We start from the raw sequence: 22,911 nt of genomic DNA on the forward strand, positions 1-22,911 counted from the left end.
AGTTCAAGCGATGGGAGTGCACGATGGCCCTGTCCCAGGATGACTTACTGCGGTTGCTTCGGTCACTACGCTCGTCCGATGGAATCGAGCTGGTCCGCAGTGTGGCCGAGCGGATGCTGCAGGAACTGATCGAGGCCGAGACCGCCGCGCACATCGGTGCCGAGTGGAACGAGCACACTGCCTCGCGAACGGCGTTCCGCAACGGGCACCGCGACAAGACCCTGACCACGCAGGCCGGCGACCTGGACCTTCAGATCCCCAAGCTCCGCACCGGCAGCTTCTTCCCCAGCCTGCTCGAGCGCAGGCGCCGCATCGACCAGGCACTCTACGCCGTGATCATGGAAGCCTACGTCCACGGAGTCTCCACCCGCTCCGTCGACGACCTGGTCAAGGCCCTGGGCGGGGACAGCGGGATATCCAAGAGCGAGGTCTCCCGGATCTGCGGCGAGCTGGACGAGCCGCTGACCGCCTTTCGCACCCGGCCCCTGGACCACACCCGGTTCCCCTACATCTACCTGGACGCGACGTACTGCAAGGTACGGGTGAACCACCAGATCGTCTCCCAGGCCGTGGTCATCGCCACCGGCATCACCGAGGACGGCGGCCGCGAGGTCCTCGGGACCGCTGTCGGCGACAGCGAGAGCGAGGCATTCTGGTCCGAGTTCCTGCGCTCCTTGCGCGAGCGCGGCCTGTCCGGGGTGCGCCTGGTCATCGCCGACCACCACAGCGGCCTGGTCAAGGCGATCCGCAAGGTCATGCTGGGATCCGCCTACCAGCGCTGTCGTGTCCATTTCCTGCGCAACTGCTTCGCACACATCCCCAAGGGGACCGGCGAGATGGTCGCCGCGACCATCCGCACCGTCTTCGCCCAGCCCACCGCCCAAGCGGTCCAAGCCCAGCTGGACACCGTCGCCGACATGCTCGGCGAGCAGTTCCCCAAGGTCAAAGAAATGCTCCTGGACGCGAAGGAAGACCTGACCGCGTTCGCCGTCTTCCCCCTCCAGCACTGGAAAAAGATCCAGTCCACCAACCCCCTGGAACGACTGAACCGGGAGATCAAACGCCGCACCGACGTCGTCCAGGTCTTCCCCAACCCCGCCGCACTCCAGCGCCTGGTCACCGCCATCCTCAGCGAACTACACGACGAGTGGATCGCCTTCCCCCGCCGCTACCTCCCCGAGGGCAGCATGACCGCCATCTACGCCGACGAACACGCCGGGAACACCACCCGCGCGCTCCCCGGCACCCCGAACACCACCGGAGAATGATCGCCTACACCATCACACGGGACGCCATCGAGAACGGCAGGCATCCGGCCGCAGCCGGGCACACAGGCTGGCAGGATGGCTGCCATGGCGAAACCCAGGCGCGCGATGCCGAGTTCACGGTCGGCACCGAGCCAGACCATCCACAAGATCAAGGTCACCTTGCGGGACTCCCGGCCCCCCCATCTGGCGCCGCCTGAAGGTACCCTCAGGCGCCACCCTTCGGGAGGTGCACGACACCATCCAGGTACTGACGGGACACATAGGCGGTGGCGTGCCCGGACCTACGGTCACCGAAGTGTCCAGAAACAACGCTCCGTCGTCGTGGGGCGCGGTGGCCAGCTCGGGCATCAGCAGGTCGATCTGCCGGTCACTGACTGGCTCGCGGTCCCACGGGGACTGGGACATAAACCACTGCTGCGCCTGGCAGACAAGAACGTCACCGAAAGCAGGCTGGGCAGCCTTCAAGAGGGCCTGGAGCAAGGGAAACAGGAAGCCGCTGATTCATGGCTGCCCACCGGTCGAATGAAGGGCCGCACCCTCACTCTGCCTGAAGACAAGATCCGGAACACCATCTACCAATCACGGCAAAGTACCGCAGGTCGACCGGACGTGGTGGGCGTGTGACCGGCCGGTCGGTGTCCGCGGTGCTGCCCCGGTCGCTGCGCGTGTGGCTCGGGCTGATCGCGGCCCTTGCCGCGCTGGTGGTCGGCGTGGTCGGGGTGCTGTACGCCGGCCACAGTGAGCCCGGCAGGGTGGACAGGTGGATCATCCAGCCGACGGCGGACAGTGTGCGGCCGCCGTGGCGGTACGTCGCTCTGGCCACGGACTTCTTGGGGGAGCCCGCCGGAGCTGCGACGCTGGTCGTGGCCGCCGTGACGGGCTGCCTGCTGCTTCGGCGTCCTCGCGCGGCGGTGCTCGTCTTTGCCGGGGTCGTCATGACCGTGGGGACGACCACGCTGCTCAAGTCCCTAGTGGGACGCACCATCCACGGCGACGGCAACCTATCCTATCCGAGCGGGCACACCGCCTTCCTCACCGCGTTCGCCCTCGTGGTGGCGCTGCTCGCGAGCGGCCGGCTCGGCCTGGGCAGGACCGCCGGCACATCACTCGTGCTCGCCGCGGCGCTGGTCGCCGGCGCCGCCATGGGCTGGGCGCAGGTCGCTCTGGGCGCGCACTACCCGACCGATGTCCTCGGCGGCTGGTGCACCGCGCTGGCGGTGACACCGGCAACCGCGTGGCTGGTCGACCGAATGGCCGACTGGCCGGTCGAGTGGACGGCCGACGGGGGTCAGCCGGAGCGCCGCTGACGTCACGTCACGCCAAGCGACGGAACACGGGCTTCACCGGCCGCCCGCCCAGCCAGGGGGTGGGGTCGGCGGCGTCAAGTGCCTTCCGGTACACCGCACATGCCTGGGCCACCACGTCGACGGTGTGGTCGATGTCGGCGCCGCCGAGCGCGCTGCTCACCACGAACGACGGGGCAAGCACCCCGCCCGCGAGGAGTTGGCGCAGGAACAGAGTGCGGTACTCCTGCGACGGCTGCCCGTTCTCGTCGAGCGTGGCGAAGACCAGGTTGCTGGCCCGGCCGCGTACGACGACGTGATCGCTGACGCCCATGGTGGCCGCGGCGTCGCGGACACCGGCGGCCAACCGCTCGCCGAGGGCGTGCAGTTGCGGCGTGACGCCATCCTCGACGTAGGTGGTCTGCACGGCCATCGCGGCTGCCAGGGAGTGCGTTTCCGCACCGTGCGTGGTGGACAGCAGGAACACCCGGTCGCCTGAGTGACGCAGCCCGCCCCGCTCCATCAGATCACGGCGCCCGGCCAGAGCGGAGACGGCGAACCCGTTGCCCAGCGCCTTGCCGAACGTGGAGAGGTCGGGGACGACGCCGTACAGGCCTTGAGCGCCCGCCTCGGACCAGCGGAAGCCGGTGATCATCTCGTCGAAGATCAGGACGCAGCCATGCCGGTCGGCCAGCTCGCGCAGGCCGGCGAGGTAGCCGGGTGGTGGCTCGGTGTGGGTGGCGGGTTCGAGGATCAGGCAGGCGACCTCGTTCCGGTAGCGGTTGAGCAGTTCCTCCGTGGCCGCCAGGTCCCCGTAGGGGAAGGACACGGTGAGGTCAGTGGTCGCCGCCGGAACACCCGCGGACATCGGGGTGGTGCCGATGAACCAGTCGTCCACGGAGAAGAACGGGTGGTCGGCGCAGAGGGCCACCCGTGGGCGCCCGGTGGCGGCGCGGGCGAGGCGCACCGCGGCGGTGGTGGCATCGGAGCCGTTCTTCGCAAACTTCACCATCTCGGCGGTTGGCACCGTGGCCAGGAAGCGTTCCGCGGCTTCGACCTCCACAATGGACGGCCGGACGAAGTTGCTGCCGCGGTCGAGTTCCCGCCGCACCGCCTCGGTCACACGTGGGTGGACGTGGCCGAGGCTGACCGAGCGCAGGCCGGAGCCGTATTCGATGTAGCGGTTGCCGTCGACGTCCCATACGTGGGCACCGCGGCCGTGACTGATCACCGGGGCCAGGTCTTCGGGGTACTGGTCGTCGCCCTTGGCGTAGGTGTGCGCGCCACCGGGGATCATAGCGTGCAGCCGCTCGGTCGCCAGCCGCGAACGGGGCAGTTGGAATTCTTCCGTGTCCACGACGACCTCAACTCTCCCTGTGCTTGAGGACTTCGGCGAGGCTCGGCGCCTCCCGGTCCCGCTGAGACATCAAAGGGACCGGCAGCGGCCAGGGGATGGCAAGCTCCGGGTCGTCATAGGCGATCGTCACGTCCTCGGCCGGATCATGCGGGCGGTCGATCCGGTACGAGGTGCCGGCGGTGGCGGTAAGTGCCTGGAAGCCGTGCGCGCATCCCGCCGGGATGTACAGGGTCGCCTGTGTCTCGCCGGACAGCTCGAAGAAGGCCTGGCCCAGATACGTCGGCGAGTCCGGCCGCAGGTCCACGACGACATCGAAGATCTTCCCGTACGAGCAGCGCACGAGCTTGGCCTCGCCGGCGCCGGAGCGCAGATGCAGGCCACGCAGCACTCCACGGACCGAGCGGGACACGCTGTCCTGGACGAAGGCGTGCGGGTCGAGGCCCACCGAGCGGATCACGTCGGCGTCGAAGGTGCGGCAGAAGTAGCCGCGTTCGTCGGTGTACGGCGTCGGCTCGAAGAGGAACGCGCCCGCGATCGCCGGGACTTCGGTCACTTTCATGAGGCCTCCCGGCGGGCTCGGTTGTTCACGGGCAACAGGGCCGCCGTCAACTCGCAGAACTGATCGTCGAGTTGGCGGGTCGCGGCCACGTTCCGTTCGGTCAGGGTCTGTCGCAGCTCCGTCGATCGCTTCTCCAGTTCCCGGAACTGTTCGAGCAGCCGGTCGGCATCGACCTCGCGAGCCGGGTGGCAGTAGGCGGCGAGGCCCATACGGTCCATGAGTGCGTCGCTCTTCGCCGCGTAGCTGAGCGCGAGAGTGGGGGCGCCGACCTTCAGCGCGCAGATCAGGTTGTGATAGCGGGTCGCCACCACTGTGTCGGCGGCCGCCATCTCTTTCATCAGGTCTGCGAGTGACGCGACTTCGGGTGCCGTGACCAGGGGGGAGTCCACCGCGTCGAGGATCGCGGCCACGACCGGCGAGTCGCAGGCATCGCCGGTGAGCAGCCGTACCTGTCTGCCGTCCTCGACCAGTGCGCGAACGAACCGTGTCGTCCCGTCCAGGTAGCGCCGGTGGATCTCCTCGGCCCGGGCACGGTCGTCGTTGCTGCCGTGGAAGTCCATGACGCCTACGCAGACCGAGCCCGATGGCATGCTCCCGCGCGGTGTCGGCAGTGCGAAGGCGAGGTCCGGGCAGACCTTGTCGCGCGCGGTGTTCACACCCATCGCCCGCATCGCGTCGCGGGACAGGTCGTCGCGGTACGAGCGGTACGCGGCCAGCCGCGCCGACCAGCGCACCAGGGCCCGGGTCGGCCGGTCGCCGATCTTGTCCGCGCCTACGCCGACCAGAGTGACCCGGGTGCCGAACAGCTGGCCGCTCGCGCAGAGCAGGAACAGCGAGTACGGGAAGCCCCACGGCCGCAGCGGCAGCGTGGCCTCCAGGACGCCCATGCCCGGCACGATCACCACGTCGTGCCGGCGTACCCAGGCGGCGGTGCGGAAGACGTCGACGAGTTTGCCCAGGCCCTTCGCCGTGATCGCGCCCGCACGGGACGCGGTCCGGTACTCCCCGCGGTACCAGTGCAGCCGCGTCGCGGGGATCCTGTATCGGGCCGTGACGACCTCGGGTCCGCCGCACAGCGCGTCCACGACCGCCTCCGGGTGCTCGGCGCGGAGGTAGCCGAGCACGGCCTCCAGCGACCCGTCGTTGCCGAGGTTGCCGGAGCCGAGCAGGCCGAACACCCCGACGCGGGCAGCGGTCACGCCTGCCTCCCCTCACGGCCGGCGACGAGGGCGTCGACGGATACGGTGAGCCCGCCTGGGTCGACCGGGGCGCGGTCCTCGACCCGCTCGCCGGCGCCCGGCCGGACCCGGCTGGTCATCCACTCGGCCAGGTGGCGGTAGCACGCGCGCCGGTCGGCCGGGGACAACGGCGCCCGCCGGATCGCCGAAACGAAGCCCCAGACGTACTCGGCGAGCAGCCGGGGCGTCGGGTGCAGCGGGCCTGCCCTTCGCGGGTCCAGGTTGACGCACCGGGAGCGCTTGGAGGGGTTCGCCCGCTCGGCGCGGGTGGGGTGATCGCGGCGGAAGTACAGCAGCTCCGGCACCTGGTGGAAGGGCCCGTGCAGGGTGATCGCGGCGACGAACGTGCGGTCCGCGTGGTGGTAGCTGTCGTGCGGCTTCACCCGGCGCAGCACGTCGGCCCGCATCACCCCGTAGAAGTCGTCGCCACCGGGCTCGAACAGCAGACTGCGGAAGCGCTCCGGCGCGTGCGGCGAGTCGGTGGCGAGCCCGTACTCGTACGGGACCTTCACCTGGCCGTCGCCGTCGATGACCGCCTGGCCGGAGTGCGCGAGGATCACGTCCGGCCGCTCGTCCAGCGCCTCCACGCAGCGCCGCAGCAGGTCGCGGGCGTAAAGGTCGTCGTGCGAGGCCCACTTGAACAGCTCGCCGCGGCACTCGGTGAACACGTAGTTGTGGTTCGGCGCGGCGCCGATGTTCCGGGTCAGCCGGATGTAGCGGATGCGGGAGTCCCGCGCGGCGTACTCGCGGCAGATCTCCCGGGTCCCGTCGGTCGAGGCGTTGTCGGAGATGACCAGCTCGAAGTCCTCGTACGTCTGGCCGAGCAGGGCGTCGAGCGACTCGGCCAGGTACTCCTCGCCGTTGTACACGGGCAGGCCGATGCTCAGCCGGGGATGGGCGGTCATGGCGTCCTCACTTCACGGATGGTGTTCTGGTGGTGCTCGCGCAGGGCGGACCGCAGCTGCAGCCACCACACGGCCGAGCCGCAGAGGGTCGCGGCGGCGACGCCCCAGGCCGAGCCGACGGTGCCGACGACGACCGCCCCGCCGAGGCCGCCGGCGACGTAGCAGGTGGAGGCGAACAGCCCAGCGTGCAGGCTGCGCCGGGCCACGCCGAGCGCGCGCAGTCCGGCCGCGGCGCCGGTGCCGAGTCCCGCGCCCGCGACGCCGAGCGTGACCGGCACGATCAGCTCCGAGGCGGAGTTCCAGACGCCGCCGAGCACGAGTTCGCCGAGCCGGTCCGGCACCAGGAGCAGCGCCCCGCCCCACAGCAGCGCGGCGGCCGCCTGCCCGCCGCCCAGCAGGAGGCAGAACGTGCCGAGTCGGTGCGGGGCCCGCCGCAGCACCCGAGCCGCCTCCGCGACGGTGACCAGCGACAGCCCCATCAGCACCGCGAGGAACGGACCGAGCAGCAGCTCCGCGCCCCGGACCACACCCACCGCGCCGACCCCGACGATCGCGCCGAGTCCGTACGCCCGCAGCTGGCTCGCACCGCTGTTGCTGACGTTCTCGACCAGGTATCGGGAGCCGAGGTCACGGTGCTCGCGGAGCCACTCGCGCACTCCGGTCAATCGGGGCCGGATCCCGCACTGGAGGCAGCCGTACCCCGCGGCCACCGCGGCGGATCCACCCCAGGCGAGCACGAAAGCGGCCACGCTGCCCACGCGGGCCGCCAGCACCATGGCGGGGACGAGCGCCACGCCCCACACGAGGTCGTTGACGAACGCCTTCCGCCCGGCGCCGGCGGCGAAGAAGGCGAATCGCCACGCGTCCTGCAGCAACAGCCCCGGCAGGATGACTCCCAGGCAGGCGAACGCGGGCCCCACGCGGCCGTCGAGAACGAGCCCGGCCACCAGGGACACCGCTCCGAGGGCGACACCGACGGTGAGCGCGGTACCCGACGACCGGGCCACCGCCCCGCGCCAGGACGCCTCCGGCACGCCGCTGAAGCGCACCACGAGCGGGTCGGTGGCAAGGCCGCGGGAGACGTTGAGCACCACGCCGTAGGTCACCCAGGCCAGGCTGAACACGCCGAACGCGGTCACCCCGAGCGAGCGCGCCACGTAGATGCCCACCGCGAAGTTGCTCATGCTGGAGGCCGCTTGGTCGGCGAGCCCCCAGGACAGCCGGCCCGCGATGGCCCGCCTGGCGGTCGCCGCCTTCGGCCTGGTCTGCTCCCCGTCGGTGGTCATCGATGTCATGCCTTGATCAGCCCGACCCCGTGCAGGGCGCCTGCCGCGGCGGCGACGGTGTCGAACGGCAGCCCGGACCGCTCGGCGACAGCCAGCAGACTGTGCTCGCCGTCGGAGAGATTGAGCACCCAGAGCATGGCCATCTGGGCCTGCTTGGTGTCGCTGCGGCCGCCGAGCGCGTCGTACAACCCGCGTCGGCCCAGCTGTGGTTCGCCGTAGGGGCTGAGGTTGACGTACCGCCGGTTGCGGTCGAGGACGGCGAATGCCTCGCGGCAGACCGCGAGGGTGTCTGCCATCGCCTCCGGGGAGACGAAGTCCAGGTTGTCCGCCGAGGTGTGGTACTCGGGGTAGTCGGCGTACGGGGTCCGGGTGAGCGAGCCGACGCCCAGGTTGAACCCGGGTGAGCAGAACTGCCGCTCGTCGTAGCCGTACGGAGTGAACTCTGCGATGCGGTGCGGCCGTTCGGAGGCGGACAGCACGTGCCGCATCACCCGGTCGATCTCCGCCTCGCCGCGCCTGCTCCGCTTGTACGTCAGCGAGCCCGAGTCGCCGGCGCAGGCCAGCACCAGCCCGTGCTTGACCCGCTCCACCCGCTCCGCGTTACGGGCCAGCCAGGTGATCACCCCGATGGTGCCGGGCGCGAACAGGAACCGGTAGGTGTACCACGGCGTCTGCTCCGCCAGCGCCCGGGCCAGGAACGTCGCCACCGCGATGCCGGCCAGATTGTCGTTGGCCAGCGACGGGTGGCAGACGTGGCAGGAGACGATCACCTCGTCGGCGACCTGGCCGGGGACCACGTGCTCGGCATAGGTGAGGTGGCCATCTGCGAGTGTGGAGTCGATGCGCACCTCGTACTCGCCGTCCGGCAGCGCGTCCAAGGTCTCCTGGGCCAGGCAGAACCCCCATTCCGGCTGGTAGTAGCTGGTGCGGTACGGCACCCAGGAGGGGTAGTCCGGCAGGGTGTGCAGGTGTCCGCGCAGTTCGGCCAGCGGCATGGTCGCCGACACCGGCACGCTGTAGCCGAGCACGTGCAGGCTGGACGCGGCGAAGTCGACGACCCGGTGGCCGGCGGTGTCGGCGATGTACGCGTCGCGGATGTTCCACTCCTGCGGCACCGTCCAGTCGAGCACCTGCGTCCCGGTCGGCACCTCGTGTGTCTGCAGCGGGATGTACTCGGCGACGATCTCCAGGGTGGCGCGCACGCCGTCGCCGGTGATGCTCCGGCACAGCGGGTACAGCCGCTCCACCAGCGCGTACATCTCTTCGCCGGCCGTGGTCACCGGCGCCACCGTAGGGTGTCGTCGACGGCGCCGGCGTCGGACGCCGCGCGCAGCACGGCCAGCCGGGTGAAGCGTCGTTCGAAGTCCTCCCGGGTCAGCCCGTATTCGCGGTAGGCGTCGGTGAGTTCGAGCGCGCCCTGCTTCACCGTCCACTCGCAGTCGAAGCCGGGTATCGCGGTGCGGAATCGGGAGAAGTCAACCCGGTACGACCGCGGATCGGCACCGGTCTCCCCGGTGATCACCACCTTGGCGCCGGACACCGCCTCGGCGACCTGCTCTGCGATCTCGGCGACCGTGACGTTGTTGGTCTCGCTGCCGATGTTGAACGCCCGGTCGTGCACCGCTTCCCGCGGCGCGGTCAGCGCGGCCGTGAAGGCCCGTGCGATGTCGGCGGCGTGCACCAGCGGGCGCCAGGGGGTGCCGTCGGACAGCACCAGCACCTCGCCGGACAGCAGCGCGTGGCCCACCAGGTTGTTCAGCACGATGTCGGCGCGCAGCCGGGGCGAGTAGCCGAAGGCGGTGGCGTTGCGCATGAACACCGGGGTGAAGTCGCCGTCGGCCAGGGCGTGCAGGTCGTCCTCCACCCGTACCTTGGACTCCGCGTACGGAGTCACCGGGCGCAGCGGGGCGTCCTCGCCCACCAGGTCATCGCCGCCGGCGGCGCCATAGACCGAGCAGGTCGACGCGTAGAGGAACCGCTGCACTCCGGCGTCGCGGGCCAGCCGGGCCAGCCGTACGGACGCGTGGTGGTTGATGTCGTAGGTGAGCTCCGGCACCAGCGATCCCAGCGGGTCGTTGGACAGCGCGCCCAGGTGGATCACGGCGTCCACCCCGGCCACGTGCTCGGCCGTGACGTCGCGCAGGTCCACCCGGTGCCCCGGCGGGTCCGCGGGCGTCGGGCCGAGGACGCAGTCGGCGAACAGGCCGGAGTCGAGGCCGACGACCTCGTGCCCGGCGGCGGCAAGGACCGGGGCCATCACGGTGCCCAAATAGCCCTGGTGTCCGGTCAGTAGTACGCGCAAGGGTCAACCCCCCAGGTTGAGCGTGAGTTTGGTGACGGCGAACGCCTCGGCGTATCGCTCGTGGCATTCGATGCCGCGGATCCGCGCAAGGCCGAGGAAGGCCTCCCGGTCGTACCAGGGCCGGTGCCGCTGCGAGGGGTAGTGCTCCTGCAGCAGCCGCACCTTCTGCTCGGCGATCTCCGGCGACAGTGGCTGGTACGCCGTCGGACGGCCGAGATCGCCGTCCCACTTGACGATCTCGTAGCCGAGCACGAGGTGGTCGCGGAAGGCGGTGGGTATGAGCTTCGCCAGGCCGCGGTGATCCTGGTGCGCGTCATCGGTGCGCGGGGCCAGGATCAGATCCGGGTCGGTCTGCTCGCGCAGCTCCTCGATCGCGGCCTTGGCCTCCTCCCAGTGCGCGGGCAGCCGGCCGTCCGGCAGCTTGTGCACGGTCAGCCGCAGGTCGGCGCCCGGGCAGAAGGCGGCGAGCGCGGCCTGCTCCTCCTGCTCCCGCTCGCTGCCACCGCCGGAGAGCACCAGCGCGTCGACGCGGATGCCCGGCCGCGCGAGGCACAGCGTTAGCAACGTGCCGCCGGCACCGATGGCGATGTCGTCGCAGTGCGCGCCCACCGCGACGATCCGGTCCAGGCGCCCGGTGCCGAGCGGGATCACGCCCCCACCCCCGCGCGGTCCCGCTCCCATACGGCCCACGGGCGGTCGCCCCGGGCGTAGGCGGCGGCGAGCGCAGCCCGCTCCTTCACGGTGTCGGTCGGCTTCCAGAAGCCGCGGTGCTGGTACGCCGTCAGCCGACCGCGCTTGGCCAGTTGGGCGCAGCCGTCGGCGACCAGGTCCCCGTTCTCCGGTATGTGGTCGAAGACCTCCTGGCGGAGCACGAAGTAGCCGCCGTTCTCCCACAGCGGCAGTTCGCTCACTGCGGTGATGCCCCCCACCAGACCGTCCTCGCCCAACTCCACGCAGTGGAACGACGGCTGCGGCGGCACCACCATCATCGACGCCCCGGCGTCGCGCCGGGCGAACCGGTCGATCATCTCGGGCAGCGGGGCGTCGGTGAGCACGTCGGCGTAGTTGGCGAGGAACATCTCGTCGCCGTCCAGGTGGTACCGCACCCGACGCAGCCGCTCTCCGATCGGTGACTCGATGCCGGTCTGCGCGAACGTGATCGTCCAGTCCGCGATGTCGGTCGAGAGCAGCTCGGTCCGACCGCCTCTCAGCACGAAGTCGTTGGACGTCGTCTCCTCGTAGTTGAGGAAGAAGTCCTTGATGTGGTGGGCCCCGTAGCCGAGGCACAGGACGAACTCCGTGTGCCCGAAGTGCGCGTAGTAGCGCATGACGTGCCAGATCAGCGGTCGCGGGCCGACCATCGCCATCGGCTTGGGCACGTCGTCGGCGGCTCCGTTGCGCATCCGCATCCCGTAACCGCCGCAGAACAGAACGACCTTCATGACTTGACCTCGACAATGCTGAGTTCCGGGATGGGAAAGACAAGGCGGCCGCCCCAGTCGTGCACGAAGGACAGCTGCTCGACCAGCTCGGCCCGCAGGTTCCAAGGGAGGACGAGGACGTAGTCCGGTCGATCGGCGGCGATCTGCTCGGGCGGCAGGATCGGGATGCGGGTGCCCGGGGTGAACCTGCCGTGCTTGTAGGGGTTGCGGTCGACCGTGTAGGGGAGCAGGTCGGGCCGGATGCCGCAGTGGTTGAGCAGGGTGTTGCCCTTTCCCGGGGCGCCGTAGCCGACGACGGTCTCGCCACGCTCGGCCGCCTCGATCAGGAACCGCAGCAGGTCCCGGCGCACCTTGGCCACCCGGGCGGAGAACTCGGTGTACCCGGACAGCTCCTGCAGCCCGGCGGCCTTCTCCCGGGCCAGTACGTCGGCCACCCGCTGCGTCGGCTCGCCCGCCGCCTCGGCCGGCCGGGCGCACAGCCGGATGGAGCCGCCGTGTGTGGGCAGCAACTCGACGTCCACGAGCGTGAGTCCCCCGCTCGCAAGGGCCCGGATCGCGGAGGCGACCGTGTAGTACTGGAAGTGCTCGTGGTAGATCGTGTCGTACTGGTTCTTCTCGATCAGGGTCAGCAGGTGCTGCACCTCGATGGAGAGCCAGCCGTCGTCGGCGACCAGGGCGCGCAGCCCCTGGGTGAACCCGACCACGTCGGGGATGTGCGCGTACACGTTGTTGGCCACGACCAAGTCCGCCGGGCCGTGTTCGGCGCGGACGTCGGCACCAGTGGTGGGGTCCAGGAACTCCGTGAGCGTGGGCACACCCGCGTCTCGGGCCGCTGCGCCGACGTTCACCGACGGCTCGATGCCGAGGCAGCGGATCCCACGGTCCACCACGTGCCTGAGCAGGTACCCGTCGTTGCTCGCGACCTCGACCACGAAGGAGTCGAGGCCGAGCCCCAGCCGCTGGACGGCGTCGGTGACGAACGTGCGCGCATGCTCAACCCAGGAGGTCGAGTACGAGGAGAAGTACGCGTACTGCGTGAACGTCTCCTCCGGCGTGATCAGCGGCGGGATCTGCGCCAGCCAGCAGTCGGTGCAGACCCGCAGGTGCAGCGGGTACGCCGGCTCCGGCTGGTCCAGTTGGTCCGCGGCGAGAAAGCTCTCGCACGGCGGCGTCGCCCCCAGATCGACGACGCTCGCCGGCGCCGCCGAGCCGCAGAGTCGGCATCGTGTCATCTACTGCCCCCCATTGATTCCGTCCGCACCGCGATCGCGGTGCGGTACCCCTCCACCAGGCGCTCAAGGCCGACGGCCGGGCTGAAGCCCTGCTCGTAACGGCGCCGGCCTGCCTGGCCCATCTCCCGGCCCAGGGCCGGCTCGGCCGCGATCCGGCGTATGCAGGCCGCGAGCGAGGCGGGCTCGCCCGGCTGGTGCAACAGCCCGGTCACGCCGTCCTCGACGAGTTCGACGAACGCGCCATGACCGGCGGCCACGACCGGGGCGCCGGCGGCCATCGCCTCCACGACCACCAGGCCGAATGCCTCCAGCCACGTCGAGGGAGCCACCACGGCGACCGATTGCGCGATGGCCTTCTGGCACTCCGCCGGGTCCAACAGGCCGACGTAGCGGACGTCGTCCCGGCCTGCCGCCCAGGCGGTCACCTCTCGCTCCAGCGGCCCCGTGCCGGCGATCACGAGCGGCGCGCCCACAGCGCCGTCGGCGGCGAGGACGTCCCAGGCCGCCATGAGCAGCCGTACGCCCTTGGCCTCCGCGAGCCGACCGAGATAGAGCAGATGCTCGCCGGCGCCTGATCTGCGGTCATCCGGGTCGGGCACGAAGTTGTGCTTCACCGTCAGCCGCTCGGCCGGCATGCCGGCCCGTACCAGGACGTCGCGCTGCGCCGCGGAGATACAGAAGAACCGCTCCACGCCGGACCACCACCGCCGCCGGTTGACCGACAGGCTGATCGCGAGCGGCACCGTAGCGAGGCGGGAGTTCCGGTAGCAGCCGTGCCGGACGGCCGGCAGTGGCGCCGCCGACCCGACGCACTCGGTGCACGGCCGGCCGTCCCGCTGCAGCGTGCCGGGCGGGCAGATCTGGGTGTAGTTGTGCAGCGTGGCGACGGCGGGCACACCGGCGTCGGCACAGGCGGCGAGCACCGCCGGCGACAGGAGCGGGAAGACGTTGTGGACGTGGACCACGTCCGGCCGCTCGGTACGCAGCCGGGCGGCGAGTTCCGCGCGGACCGCCGGGTTCCACGGCACAAGGAGCGGTAGCGCGGCCTTGCCCAGCAGGGACCGGGCGGCGATGTCGTCGCTGCGCCGCTCGAACACCTCGACCCGGTGGCCGGCCTCGCGCAGGAGCTCCACCTCCTGGTCGACGACCTTGTTCTCCCCGCTCGGCTGCGCCGAGGCGTAGCGGTTGTGCACCACGAGGACGTGCATGCTCAGGTCACCTCCGATCTTTGGGCCCAGCGCGGGACATGTCGTCGAGGGACTTCGGGCGTCCCGAGGGGCGACGGCGCGGCGGGTGCCGCCAGCAGCGAGGCGGCCAGGGCCAGATGCAGCAGATACGGCGAGGCGTCGCCGAGACCGGCCTCGGTGTACGACGCGATCGCGCAGTAGCTGATCAGGAAAATCGCGCAGCCCCTCTGCAGCGACGGTGGCCGCAGCAACGCGACGCCGCCTAGCACGATGATGATCGCCGCGACGAGGGTGACGCCGATCAGACCCTGCTCGTTGTAGACGGCCAGCCAGCTGTTGTCGATCGGCAGCCCGCCGAACGACTTGTCACCCAGGCCCACGCCGAACAACTTCGTCGAGGCCGACCGGGGCTCAGCCAGCAGCGCGTCCCAGACCTTGGCCCGACCGGTGAGGTTGGAGAAGTTGTCCTTGCTCTGTCCGCGCAGGAACCACGCCTGCAGCGCGGAGGCGAACCCCACCGAGGCCACCACGGCGCACAGCACCGCCCAGGTGAAGAACCGGCGGGCAGCGGCGCTGGTCAGCATGAGCGAGCCGATCGCCATCGCCAGACCGATGAACAGGCCGAGCGTGGCCGTCCGGGTATGGGTGAGCACGAGCAGGACGAGTGACGGCACGATGACCACCGCCGCACTGGCCCTGTCGGTCCGGCGGCCCAGTACGAGCAGCACGGTGAGCCCGATGATCACCGCGGCGTACTGGCCTATCTGCGGTGGGGTGAGCGGCCACAACGCGCCGACCAGGCGTCCGCCGTAGAGCTCGGGCATCGCCGCACCGGGTGAGATGACCAGGCCGGCGGCCACCGTCCCGAGTACCGCGAAGTACATCCGGATGTGGTGCCGGACGAACGTTAGGCCGCCGTCCCACCAGCGGCTGAGCAGCCACAGCGTGCCGACGAAGAGAGCCAGCCGGGTGCAGCGGAACAGCGCGCCGAACCCGGACTCCAGGTGCGCACTGGAGATCACGCTCGGCACCAGCAGCAGGGTGAGCAGGAGCAGGTAGGCGCTGGGTCGGATCCGCAGCCGGAGATTGACCGTGAGCGCCAGCGCGAACGCGGCGACCAGCGCGCCCATGGTGACCATCTGGATGAGGGAGCGGGGCAGCGGGACGATGGTCTTCGCCCCGGCGGAGCCGAGCGTGTTGAGGACCAGCAGCCCCCAGACCGTCCCGACGATCTTCGACGTGTGGTCCGCGCCCATCTCAACCACCGTCCCGTGCGCGGAAGGTGCTGCCCGCGTCCTGCCGGTACGGCGTGCCCTGCCACTTCCCGAAGCCGAGCACCCGGCTCGGGTCCTGGACGACGAATTTCCATGGCCCGAGGTACATGTTGTCGTGCCAGCGGTTGTGCTGCTTGTGGGTGATCGCCTCGGCCACCCGCTCGCCTTGGTACGGCGACCAGTCCGGATAGGTGCCGTAGTTGGCCAGCAGCGCCATGCGGTCGCACTTCTCCGTGCACTTGACGACGGACCTGTCCAGCACGAAGCGGTTGTCGTGGATGTCCACCCGCTGGGTCTTCCACCGGCAGTCGGCGTAGAGCGGTGCCTTGGCGATCGCCGGCTCTGCGCAGCGGTCGGTGTTCTTCACCAGCAAAGTGCAGTCACCGGACGAGGTGTTGGCCGGGCTGTTGCAGAACCGGTCGGCGTTCTCCCACAGGGTGATCCCGGACCAGTTGTTCTCCAGCACGTTCCGGTAGATCTCGATCTTGTCGGTGCGGGCTTTGATCCGGGGTTCGCCACCGGACTCGGACAGATAGACGGTCGCGTACGGGAAGTTGTCGCCGCGGTCGGCTTCCCTGCGGCCCTCACCCCAGTTGTTCCGCCGGATCGTGTTGTTCCGGATGACCGCGTTGTAGCTGGTCTCGTAGATCAGCGCGGCACCGTCGTTGGCCTCGAGCACGTTGTTCTCGATGCGGAAGTCGTTGTTGTTGGTGTCCGCCCACAACCCTGTTCCGCGGTTGTCGTGCACCCAGTTGCCGCGCACGTCGGCGCGGTTGACGGCCCAGAACTTGATGCCTCCGGTGCAGCCGCAGCCCTCCCGCCGCCGCTCCCAGTCGTCGGTGTTGTTGCCCACGATCTCGTTGCCCTCGACCACCAGGCCGCTGATATGGTCGCCAGCCTTGTACGCGTTCATGCCGTACTGACCGTTGCCGCGCAGACAGCTGGCGCGGACCCGCTGGCGTGCACCGGCCATCAGACCGGCGCCGGAGTTGTCCTGGATCGTCGCGTGCTCGATCACCCACCCGTCGGCCGAGTCATGGTTGACCACGCCCTCGTCCGGCGGCGCGACGAAGCGCTGCACGGTCAGGTGGCGGATGGTGACGTTGCGGGCACTGCCGCCGAACGCATACTGGTTCTTCTTCCGGCCGTCGAGCACCGCGCCCGGCGCGCCGAGGTAGCGGTTCCCCTCCTTGGGCATGACCTGGGCGTAGCGGTCCGGCTCGAGCCGGTGCTTGCCCGGCCGAAGCCAGAACGTGGTGTTCGGGGGGCTGCTCTTGGTCTTCGCCGCCAGGTCACCGACCACCGTGGGGTCGACGGTCACCGCGCCCGCCGGCGCCTTCGCCGGCCCGGCCGGGGGCTTGGCGCATATCCGGGCCACGGGCATGGACGACGGCGCGGTGGTCGGCCTCGCCCCGGCGTCCGACGTGGCCGAGTTCGTGCTCTCACAGCCGGTCGCCGCCAGCAGGGCCAGCGCCAGCGATGCCGCCGCCCACGCCCAGTGCCGCCTCTTGATCCCCACGCGCCCCCCTAGCCGTGGAACCTGAGTACGGTGGTGAAGCCCTCCGCACCGTCGGCGAAGCCGGTGCCGATCACCGCGGTGGTGGGTTCCTTGCGCCCGAAGCCGGCGGAGTACCAGCCCAGCGGCGGGTCACTCTCGCCGCGATGCGCCCGCCAGCTCAGCTGCCCGGGCAGGTCGAGCACCGCGGAGCGCCCCTCGCCGCCCCGGGTCCAGGTGAGCACCGCCCGGTTCCCCACCAGGTCCGCGGTGATCGCCGGGCCGAGGTGGAACGCCAGCCGCAGGGCCCGGCGTGGGCCGCGCACCTCGTCGACTATCCTCAACTCGCGGCTGGTGGCTGTCAGTTCGACCCGGCGGCGGTGCACGGAGCGCTGGTAACCGTCGTGCTCGGCACACCAGCGGACCACGCCCTCGTCGGAGGTGTCCACGGCCAGTACTCGGCTGTGGGCATGTCTGGTCCACAAGAACGGGCCGCCGGAGACGGACTGGTCACCGCCGTCCAGCTGGAGGGTGTTGTGGCCGAGGGTCGACCGGAAGTACTGCCGCCACTCGGGCTGCCCGTGGTAGCAGTACGTCCCCGGATCGGCGAGTACGTCGACCCCGTCGTGCCGGACCTCCACGGACAGCGCGTCCGCGTGAGCGTGCGCGGCGATGGACAGGAAGCCATGCGGACCGCCGTCGCAGCGGCACCAGATCTCTTCCGGGCCGCGCAGGATGGTGAGCCCCGCGTCGGCGAAGTGGGCCGGTCGGCTCGCCGGGCGGGTCACGGACAGTTCAGTGGGCCTGATGAGCGCGGCCAACAGCGGGGTGCGCACATTGGTGCCGGTCACCGCCGGCCACCAGTTGAGCCGGCCGAACACGGCGTCCCCGGTGGCCAGCAGCGAGGCCCAGCGGTCGGTGCCCGCGCCGTCCACGATCAGACCGTGCCCGTCGTCCGCGTCGCCCTGGCGCGGGGGCCGTAACCGGTTGTCCACGATGGCCGCCAGCGCGTCGGTCATCCGCAGCAGCACCAGGCGGATGGACGCGGGGACCGGCACGCCGGCGCGATCCGCCTCGGCCACCGCGGCCAGGCCGAGTTCCAGCACCAGTCCGTGATACTCGGTGGCCAGCTCGCGGTTGAGGCCGGAGGCGAAGGTGTTGCCGCACAGGTGCCACTCCAGCGACCGCAGGGCGTCGGCTCGCCAACGCGCCGAGGAGGGGAACCACCCGAACGCGCAGGCCGCAGCGAACTGCCCGGCGGCCTCGGCGATGACGTGGTTGTTCGCCGAAGAGCCCCGGCTGGGGAAGGCGGACAGCCAGCGCTGGTGGTGCCAGATCTGGTTCAGCGCCACCGGGTTGCCCTCGAACAGCCCGGCCGCGCCCGGCCAGCCGTCGAGCAGCCGGCGGATCCACACCCACGACAGCAACCGGATGCCCAGCTCGATGCCGCTGATCCAGTGCACGCCGCGCAGCGGTGGGTTGGCCGTCCACCATAACCGCAGGTGCTCGGCCACGCGCTCGGCGTACCGCTCGTTCCCGGTGATCGCGTAGGCGGCAGCGAGCTGGGTGAGGTACTGATGCCGGGACAGCTCCCAGATCTGCTTGATGTCCCCGATCGCGTCCTCGTCCCGGTACGGCACGTCGAAGGCGTAGCCCCACGGAGCCCGGCGCCCGGTCTTCGGGTCGCACCACCAGTCCGGGTCGACGAGGTCGTCGCGGACCACCCCGAAGTACTCGACGTGCCCGTACATCAGCCGGTCCGCCTCGGCGATGAGCCGTTTCGCGGCGTCCGGTGGCACTGCGGCGATCGTCCCTGCGGGCAGTGGCGCGGTGAACCGGGCGCCGGTCACGCTCGGGCAGTCCGGCCGCGCCGACCGCCACCGCCGTCTGCGCACCGCGTCGCCCACCCGGCCGACGGCCTCCCGCGGTCCCATCCGGGACAGGCGCCGCAGGTACCAGCCCGCGCTCATGGTCATCGCGGCCCCGCCAACGTCACCGGCGCAGCGCCGACCAGGCCGGCCTGCACCGCGAGGGTGGCCGCCGTGGTGGCGACCAGCGACTCCAACGGCACCGACATCGGCCCGCCGGTCCGCACGGCCTGGACGAACGCGGCCAGTTCGGCGTTCTGGCCCTTGTCCCTGACCTTGGGCAGCCGCGAACTGACCCACCGCTTGCGGCCGTACACTGAGGCACGGAAGAAGTCGTCGAGCCGTAGCACCTTCCCGTCGGCGACCAGGTCCAGCGTCTCCTTCGGGAAGCCGGGCGCGCCGGTGGTGACGTAGCTGATGGTGGCGGTGGACCCGTCCGGGTAGCGCAGCACGACCTGCAGGTCCTCGTTGCCGGACGTGCCGACCGCGTACACCGAGACCGGGTCGGCGTCGAGCAGCCAGCTCGCCGTGTCGATGAAGTGCCCGCCCTCGCCTGCGAACCGCGAGCCCTCGGTGCCTTGTTGGAGGTACCAGCTGCCCTGCTGCAGGCGGCCCGCGTTGACCAGGTAGCGCAGGCTCGCCGGACCGGTCCGGGCGCCGAACCGCTTCCTGGCCTCCTGCAGCAGCGGCGCGAACCGGCGGTTGAAGCCCACCTGCAGCCGGTCGTTGCCGGACTCCTCCACCGCCGCGAGTACGCCGGCCAGCTCGTCCTCGGTGAGCGCCAACGGCTTCTCCACGAACACGGCCTTGCCGGCCAGCAGTGCTCTGCGGGTCAGTTCGGCGTGCGAGCTGTGCCGCGTGACCACGAACACCGCGTCGATGGACTTGTCACCGAGCACGGCGTCGAGATCGGTGGTCGCCTCGGCGAAGCCGAACTTCCGCTGCGCGTTGGCCGCGGACAGCGCCGTCGTGGTGACGACGGTCGACAACTCGACGCCGTCGCGCCCAGCCAGGTGCGGCAGCAGCATCGAGGTCGCGTAGTTTCCCGCGCCGACGAACGCAAGACGCACCGGCGTCTTGCCGGCCCGGGCCGGACTCGGCTTCACGTTCACCGCAGGCACGGCGACCGCAGGGGCCTCCGCTTCGACCGTCTGCGCGGGGTACTTGAACAGCACAGCCACGGCCTTCAGGTCGCCGTTCTTCAGGCTCTGGTACGTCTCGACGGCGTCGTCGAAGTCGGCGATGTGGGAGATCAACGGCTCCACGTCGACGCCGCCGCGGGCGAGGAGATCGAGGAAGCACGCCAGGTTGCGGCGCTCGGTCCAGCGCACGTAGCCGATCGGGTAGTCCCGGCCCTCGAGCTCGTACTCCGGGTCGTAGCGCCCGGGGCCGTAACTGCGGGAGAACCGGACGTCGAGCTCCTTCTCGTAGTACGCGTTCCACGGTAGGTCCAGGCGGCACTTGCCGATGTCGACGACCCGGCCGCGGTCCCGGCAGAGCCGGGCGGCCAGCTCGACGGGCTGGTTACTGCCGCCGCCGGCGGCCAGGTACACCTGGTCCACGCCGTGACCGCCGGTGAGCTCGGCGACGGCGGCTTCCGCAGCCGCGGAGCCGGGATCGCCGCAGGCCGCGGCGCCCAGGCGCTCGGCGAGCTCGCAGCGCGCCGGGTCGGGGTCGACCCCGACGACGCGGACTCCCGAGGCGGCCAGCAGCTGCACCACCAGCTGCCCGATCAGCCCGAGGCCGATGACCAGTGCCACTTCGCCGAGTTGAGGATCGCCCTGGCGGACACCCTGCAACGCGATCGACCCGACGGTGCCGAAGGCCGCGTGCCGCGGCGCAAGGCCGTCCGGCACCAGGGTGTAGAGGTTCTTCGGCACCCAGTTCAGCTCGGCGTGCAACGCATGCTCGTTGCCGGCGCAGGCCACGAGGTCGCCGACCTTCACATCGTTGATCCCGGCGCCGACCTGCTCGACCACCCCGCACAGCGAGTAGCCCAGCGGCGTGTAGGAGTCCAGCTTGCCCATCACCTTGCGGTAGGTGGCGGGTACCCCGTTGGTGGCCACGCTCTGCATGACCTTGGCCACCTGGTCCGGCCGGGAGCGGGCCTTGCCCACCATCGACATGCCGGCCTCGGACACCTTCATGAGCTCGGTCCCGGTGGAGATCAGCGAGTAGGCGCTGCGGACCAGCACACCGCCCGGCTTGCACCCCGGCACCGGCACGTCGAGCAGCGCCAGCTCACCGCTCTTGTAGTTCTGCACAACCTGCTTCACCCGAACTCCTCTGATTTCCTAGGCCGTTGACCGAGTGCCCTGGCCGGACCCAGAGGTCGCGTCGCGATACCAGTACTCGAGGGTCAGCACATGCCACAGATGCTTGGAGTAGTCCCGCTGCCCGGCGGCGTCCTCGGCGACGAGCCGCTGAAGCGCGTCGCGGCGCAGGAATCCGGAACGGACGAGCACGCCGTCGTTCACCACCTCGCGCACAAGCGGTGCCAGATCCCGGCTCATCCAGGCGCGCAGCGGGGCGCTGAACAGGCCCTTGGGCCGGTACACGATCTCCCGGGACAGGATCGAGGCGGCCGCCTCCTTGAGGACGGCCTTGCCCTGCCGTCCGACGATCTTGCGTTCGCCGGGAACGGCGAACGCCGCCTTGACCACCTCGACGTCCACATACGGCACCCGTACCTCGGTCGACGCGGCCATGCTCGACCGGTCCGTGTACGTGAGGTTCAGGCCGGGCAGGAACATCCGGGCGTCGCCCAGGCACATGCGGTTGACGAAGTCGTCGAGGTCGTTGTCCTGGTAGATGTCCGCATGCTCGGTCAGCACGTCCTCGACCGTCCCGGCCAGGTCCGGATCGACCAGGGCGAGCAACTCGTCCTGGTCGTACATGGTGTAGCTGCGCCGGAACGCGGTCTCCTCCGGCAGATCGGCGAAGGAGAGGAACCGCTTCGCGAAGCGCACCGACCGGTACCCCCGGCGGGACGTGGCGACCGGCAGCCGGTCCACGGCCCTGGACACCCCTCGCCGCAGGGGCCGGGGGACGCGCTGGTAGCGCAGGGCCAGCAAGTTGGCCAGGTGCTTGCGGTACCCGGCGAACAACTCGTCGGCGCCCATCCCCGAGAGCATCACCTTGACCCCGGCCTCCCGGGCGGCCGAGCAGATCAGGAACGTGTTGATCGCGGCGGGGTCACCGATCGGCTCGTCCAGGTAGTACGTCATCTGCGGCAGCAGGTCGAGCACATTCGGGGCGATCTCGATCTCGTGCAAGTCGACGCCGAACCGCCCGGCCACCCGCCGGGCATAGCGCAGGTCGTCCGGCATTGCCTCGAACTTGGCGTCCTCGGCGCGGAATCCGATCGTGTACGCGGAGATCCCGGGTTGATGGCGGGCCGCCAGCGCGGTCAGGTAGCTGGAGTCGAGGCCGCCGGAGAGGAAGGTCGCCACGGGTACGTCGGAGAGCAGGTGGCGCCGGGTCGACTCCTCGACGACGGCGGCGAGGTCCGGTGGCTCACTGTCGCGGGCCTCGTGGGCGACGTCCCGGAGGTTCCAGTACCGGCCGCGCTCCACCCGGCCGTCGGGCCGGCACCTGAGCCAGCTCCCCGGCGGCAGCTTCTCCGCCTCGCGGAACGCGCAGCGCGAGTCCGGTACCCAGTAGTAAAGAAGGGAGGCCACCAGCGCCGCAGGGTCCACCTCGAGCGGCCCGCCGGTCGCGGCGAGCGCCTTGAGCTCGGAGGCGAATGCCAGGCCTTCGCCGCGCCGGAGCAGGAACAGCGGCTTGATGCCCAACTGGTCACGGGCCAGCGCCAGTTCACCGGTCCGCTCGTCGAAGATCCCGAACGCGAACATGCCACGCAGCCGGGGCAGGCAGTCCGTGCCCCAGCGCCGCCAGGCCTCGAGGAGCACCTCGGTGTCGGAGGTACCGCGGAAGCGCACCCCGGCAGCCGCCAGCTCGGCACGCAGCTCGGGCGCGTTGTACAGCTCGCCGTTGTAGGTAAGGGCTAGGCCGTCCGAGGCCATCGGCTGGGCGCCGGTCTCGGACAGGTCGATGATGGCGAGCCGGCAGTGCCCGAGGTGCACTTCGCCGTCACCGGCCAAGTGGCCGTACCGGCCCGCCCCGTCCGGACCGCGGTGGGCGAGGGTTTCGGTGAGCCGGTCGGTCACCAGCTTCCCGTCCGGCCATCGGTAAGTACCTGCGATGCCACACATG

At 70.6% G+C, this 22,911-nt stretch carries 20 protein-coding genes; 4 read left to right on the plus strand and 16 right to left on the minus strand.

The annotated features are described in order from the left end of the window. The first annotated feature begins 23 nt into the window (after positions 1-23). From ABIE67_RS02170 to ABIE67_RS02185, 4 genes are all read left to right on the plus strand, one after another. Positions 24-1,268 (plus strand): IS256 family transposase, encoded by a 1,245-nt coding sequence (locus ABIE67_RS02170; protein ID WP_370252448.1) that lies wholly within the window; start codon positions 24-26, stop codon positions 1,266-1,268. After that, complete coding sequence (locus ABIE67_RS02175) at positions 1,265-1,465, plus strand: hypothetical protein (RefSeq protein ID WP_370252452.1); 201 nt, start codon at positions 1,265-1,267, stop codon at positions 1,463-1,465. The genes ABIE67_RS02170 and ABIE67_RS02175 overlap by 4 nt, the downstream gene beginning before the upstream one ends. 124 nt (positions 1,466-1,589) lie before the next feature. Then, on the plus strand, positions 1,590-1,892 hold the full coding sequence (locus ABIE67_RS02180) for a hypothetical protein (RefSeq protein WP_370252455.1): 303 nt from the start codon (positions 1,590-1,592) through the stop codon (positions 1,890-1,892). Further along, the gene (locus tag ABIE67_RS02185; protein WP_370252457.1) at positions 1,889-2,575 is read left to right on the plus strand and encodes a phosphatase PAP2 family protein; all 687 of its coding nucleotides are present in this window, start codon (positions 1,889-1,891) and stop codon (positions 2,573-2,575) included. Before ABIE67_RS02180 ends, ABIE67_RS02185 begins: the two co-directional genes overlap by 4 nt. Positions 2,576-2,582: 7 nt before the next feature. On the opposite strand, the gene ABIE67_RS02190 is transcribed toward ABIE67_RS02185, so the two are convergent. From ABIE67_RS02190 to asnB, 16 genes are read right to left on the minus strand one after another with little or no spacing between them, the layout of a single operon-like run. Then, positions 2,583-3,908, minus strand: coding sequence for a glutamate-1-semialdehyde 2,1-aminomutase (locus tag ABIE67_RS02190; protein ID WP_370252459.1), 1,326 nt, complete (start codon positions 3,906-3,908; stop codon positions 2,583-2,585). 7 nt (positions 3,909-3,915) lie between these two features. Next, positions 3,916-4,467, minus strand: coding sequence for a dTDP-4-dehydrorhamnose 3,5-epimerase (rfbC, locus tag ABIE67_RS02195; RefSeq protein ID WP_370252464.1), 552 nt, complete (start codon positions 4,465-4,467; stop codon positions 3,916-3,918). Next, on the minus strand, positions 4,464-5,666 hold the full coding sequence (locus ABIE67_RS02200) for a polysaccharide pyruvyl transferase family protein (protein WP_370252466.1): 1,203 nt from the start codon (positions 5,664-5,666) through the stop codon (positions 4,464-4,466). The genes rfbC and ABIE67_RS02200 overlap by 4 nt, the downstream gene beginning before the upstream one ends. Next, a complete protein-coding gene (locus ABIE67_RS02205) occupies positions 5,663-6,610 on the minus strand; it encodes a glycosyltransferase family 2 protein (protein WP_370252468.1) in 948 nt (315 codons plus the stop codon). Before ABIE67_RS02205 ends, ABIE67_RS02200 begins: the two co-directional genes overlap by 4 nt. Then, positions 6,607-7,896, minus strand: a complete 1,290-nt coding sequence (locus ABIE67_RS02210; RefSeq protein ID WP_370252470.1) for a hypothetical protein — start codon at positions 7,894-7,896, stop codon at positions 6,607-6,609. Before ABIE67_RS02210 ends, ABIE67_RS02205 begins: the two co-directional genes overlap by 4 nt. Positions 7,897-7,901: 5 nt before the next feature. Beyond that, positions 7,902-9,185 (minus strand): DUF4910 domain-containing protein, encoded by a 1,284-nt coding sequence (locus ABIE67_RS02215; protein WP_370252472.1) that lies wholly within the window; start codon positions 9,183-9,185, stop codon positions 7,902-7,904. Next, positions 9,173-10,198 (minus strand): NAD-dependent epimerase/dehydratase family protein, encoded by a 1,026-nt coding sequence (locus ABIE67_RS02220; RefSeq protein WP_370252474.1) that lies wholly within the window; start codon positions 10,196-10,198, stop codon positions 9,173-9,175. The genes ABIE67_RS02215 and ABIE67_RS02220 overlap by 13 nt, the downstream gene beginning before the upstream one ends. A 3-nt stretch (positions 10,199-10,201) precedes the next feature. Continuing rightward, a complete protein-coding gene (locus ABIE67_RS02225; RefSeq protein ID WP_370252476.1) occupies positions 10,202-10,849 on the minus strand; it encodes a PIG-L deacetylase family protein in 648 nt (215 codons plus the stop codon). After that, positions 10,846-11,640, minus strand: coding sequence for a glucose-1-phosphate cytidylyltransferase (locus tag ABIE67_RS02230; RefSeq protein WP_370252478.1), 795 nt, complete (start codon positions 11,638-11,640; stop codon positions 10,846-10,848). Before ABIE67_RS02230 ends, ABIE67_RS02225 begins: the two co-directional genes overlap by 4 nt. Beyond that, complete coding sequence (locus ABIE67_RS02235; RefSeq protein ID WP_370252480.1) at positions 11,637-12,872, minus strand: class I SAM-dependent methyltransferase; 1,236 nt, start codon at positions 12,870-12,872, stop codon at positions 11,637-11,639. The genes ABIE67_RS02230 and ABIE67_RS02235 overlap by 4 nt, the downstream gene beginning before the upstream one ends. Continuing rightward, on the minus strand, positions 12,869-14,080 hold the full coding sequence (locus ABIE67_RS02240) for a glycosyltransferase (protein ID WP_370252482.1): 1,212 nt from the start codon (positions 14,078-14,080) through the stop codon (positions 12,869-12,871). The genes ABIE67_RS02235 and ABIE67_RS02240 overlap by 4 nt, the downstream gene beginning before the upstream one ends. A gap of 2 nt (positions 14,081-14,082) precedes the next feature. Beyond that, positions 14,083-15,315: an O-antigen ligase family protein gene (locus tag ABIE67_RS02245; RefSeq protein ID WP_370252484.1), complete on the minus strand. Its 1,233-nt coding sequence runs from the start codon at positions 15,313-15,315 to the stop codon at positions 14,083-14,085. Between the two features lies 1 nt (position 15,316). Beyond that, positions 15,317-16,852 carry a right-handed parallel beta-helix repeat-containing protein gene (locus tag ABIE67_RS02250; RefSeq protein WP_370252486.1) on the minus strand — a complete coding sequence of 512 codons (1,536 nt, stop codon included), beginning with the start codon at positions 16,850-16,852 and terminating at the stop codon, positions 15,317-15,319. Between the two features lie 8 nt (positions 16,853-16,860). After that, positions 16,861-18,804 carry an alginate lyase family protein gene (locus tag ABIE67_RS02255; protein WP_370252488.1) on the minus strand — a complete coding sequence of 648 codons (1,944 nt, stop codon included), beginning with the start codon at positions 18,802-18,804 and terminating at the stop codon, positions 16,861-16,863. After that, a complete protein-coding gene (locus ABIE67_RS02260) occupies positions 18,801-20,972 on the minus strand; it encodes a bi-domain-containing oxidoreductase (RefSeq protein ID WP_370252490.1) in 2,172 nt (723 codons plus the stop codon). The genes ABIE67_RS02255 and ABIE67_RS02260 overlap by 4 nt, the downstream gene beginning before the upstream one ends. Positions 20,973-20,990: 18 nt before the next feature. Further along, complete coding sequence (gene asnB, locus ABIE67_RS02265; RefSeq protein WP_370252492.1) at positions 20,991-22,910, minus strand: asparagine synthase (glutamine-hydrolyzing); 1,920 nt, start codon at positions 22,908-22,910, stop codon at positions 20,991-20,993. Position 22,911 lies beyond the last annotated feature (1 nt).

It is taken from the genome of Streptomyces sp. V4I8, from assembly GCF_041261225.1.
GTDB lineage: Bacteria > Actinomycetota > Actinomycetes > Streptomycetales > Streptomycetaceae > Streptomyces.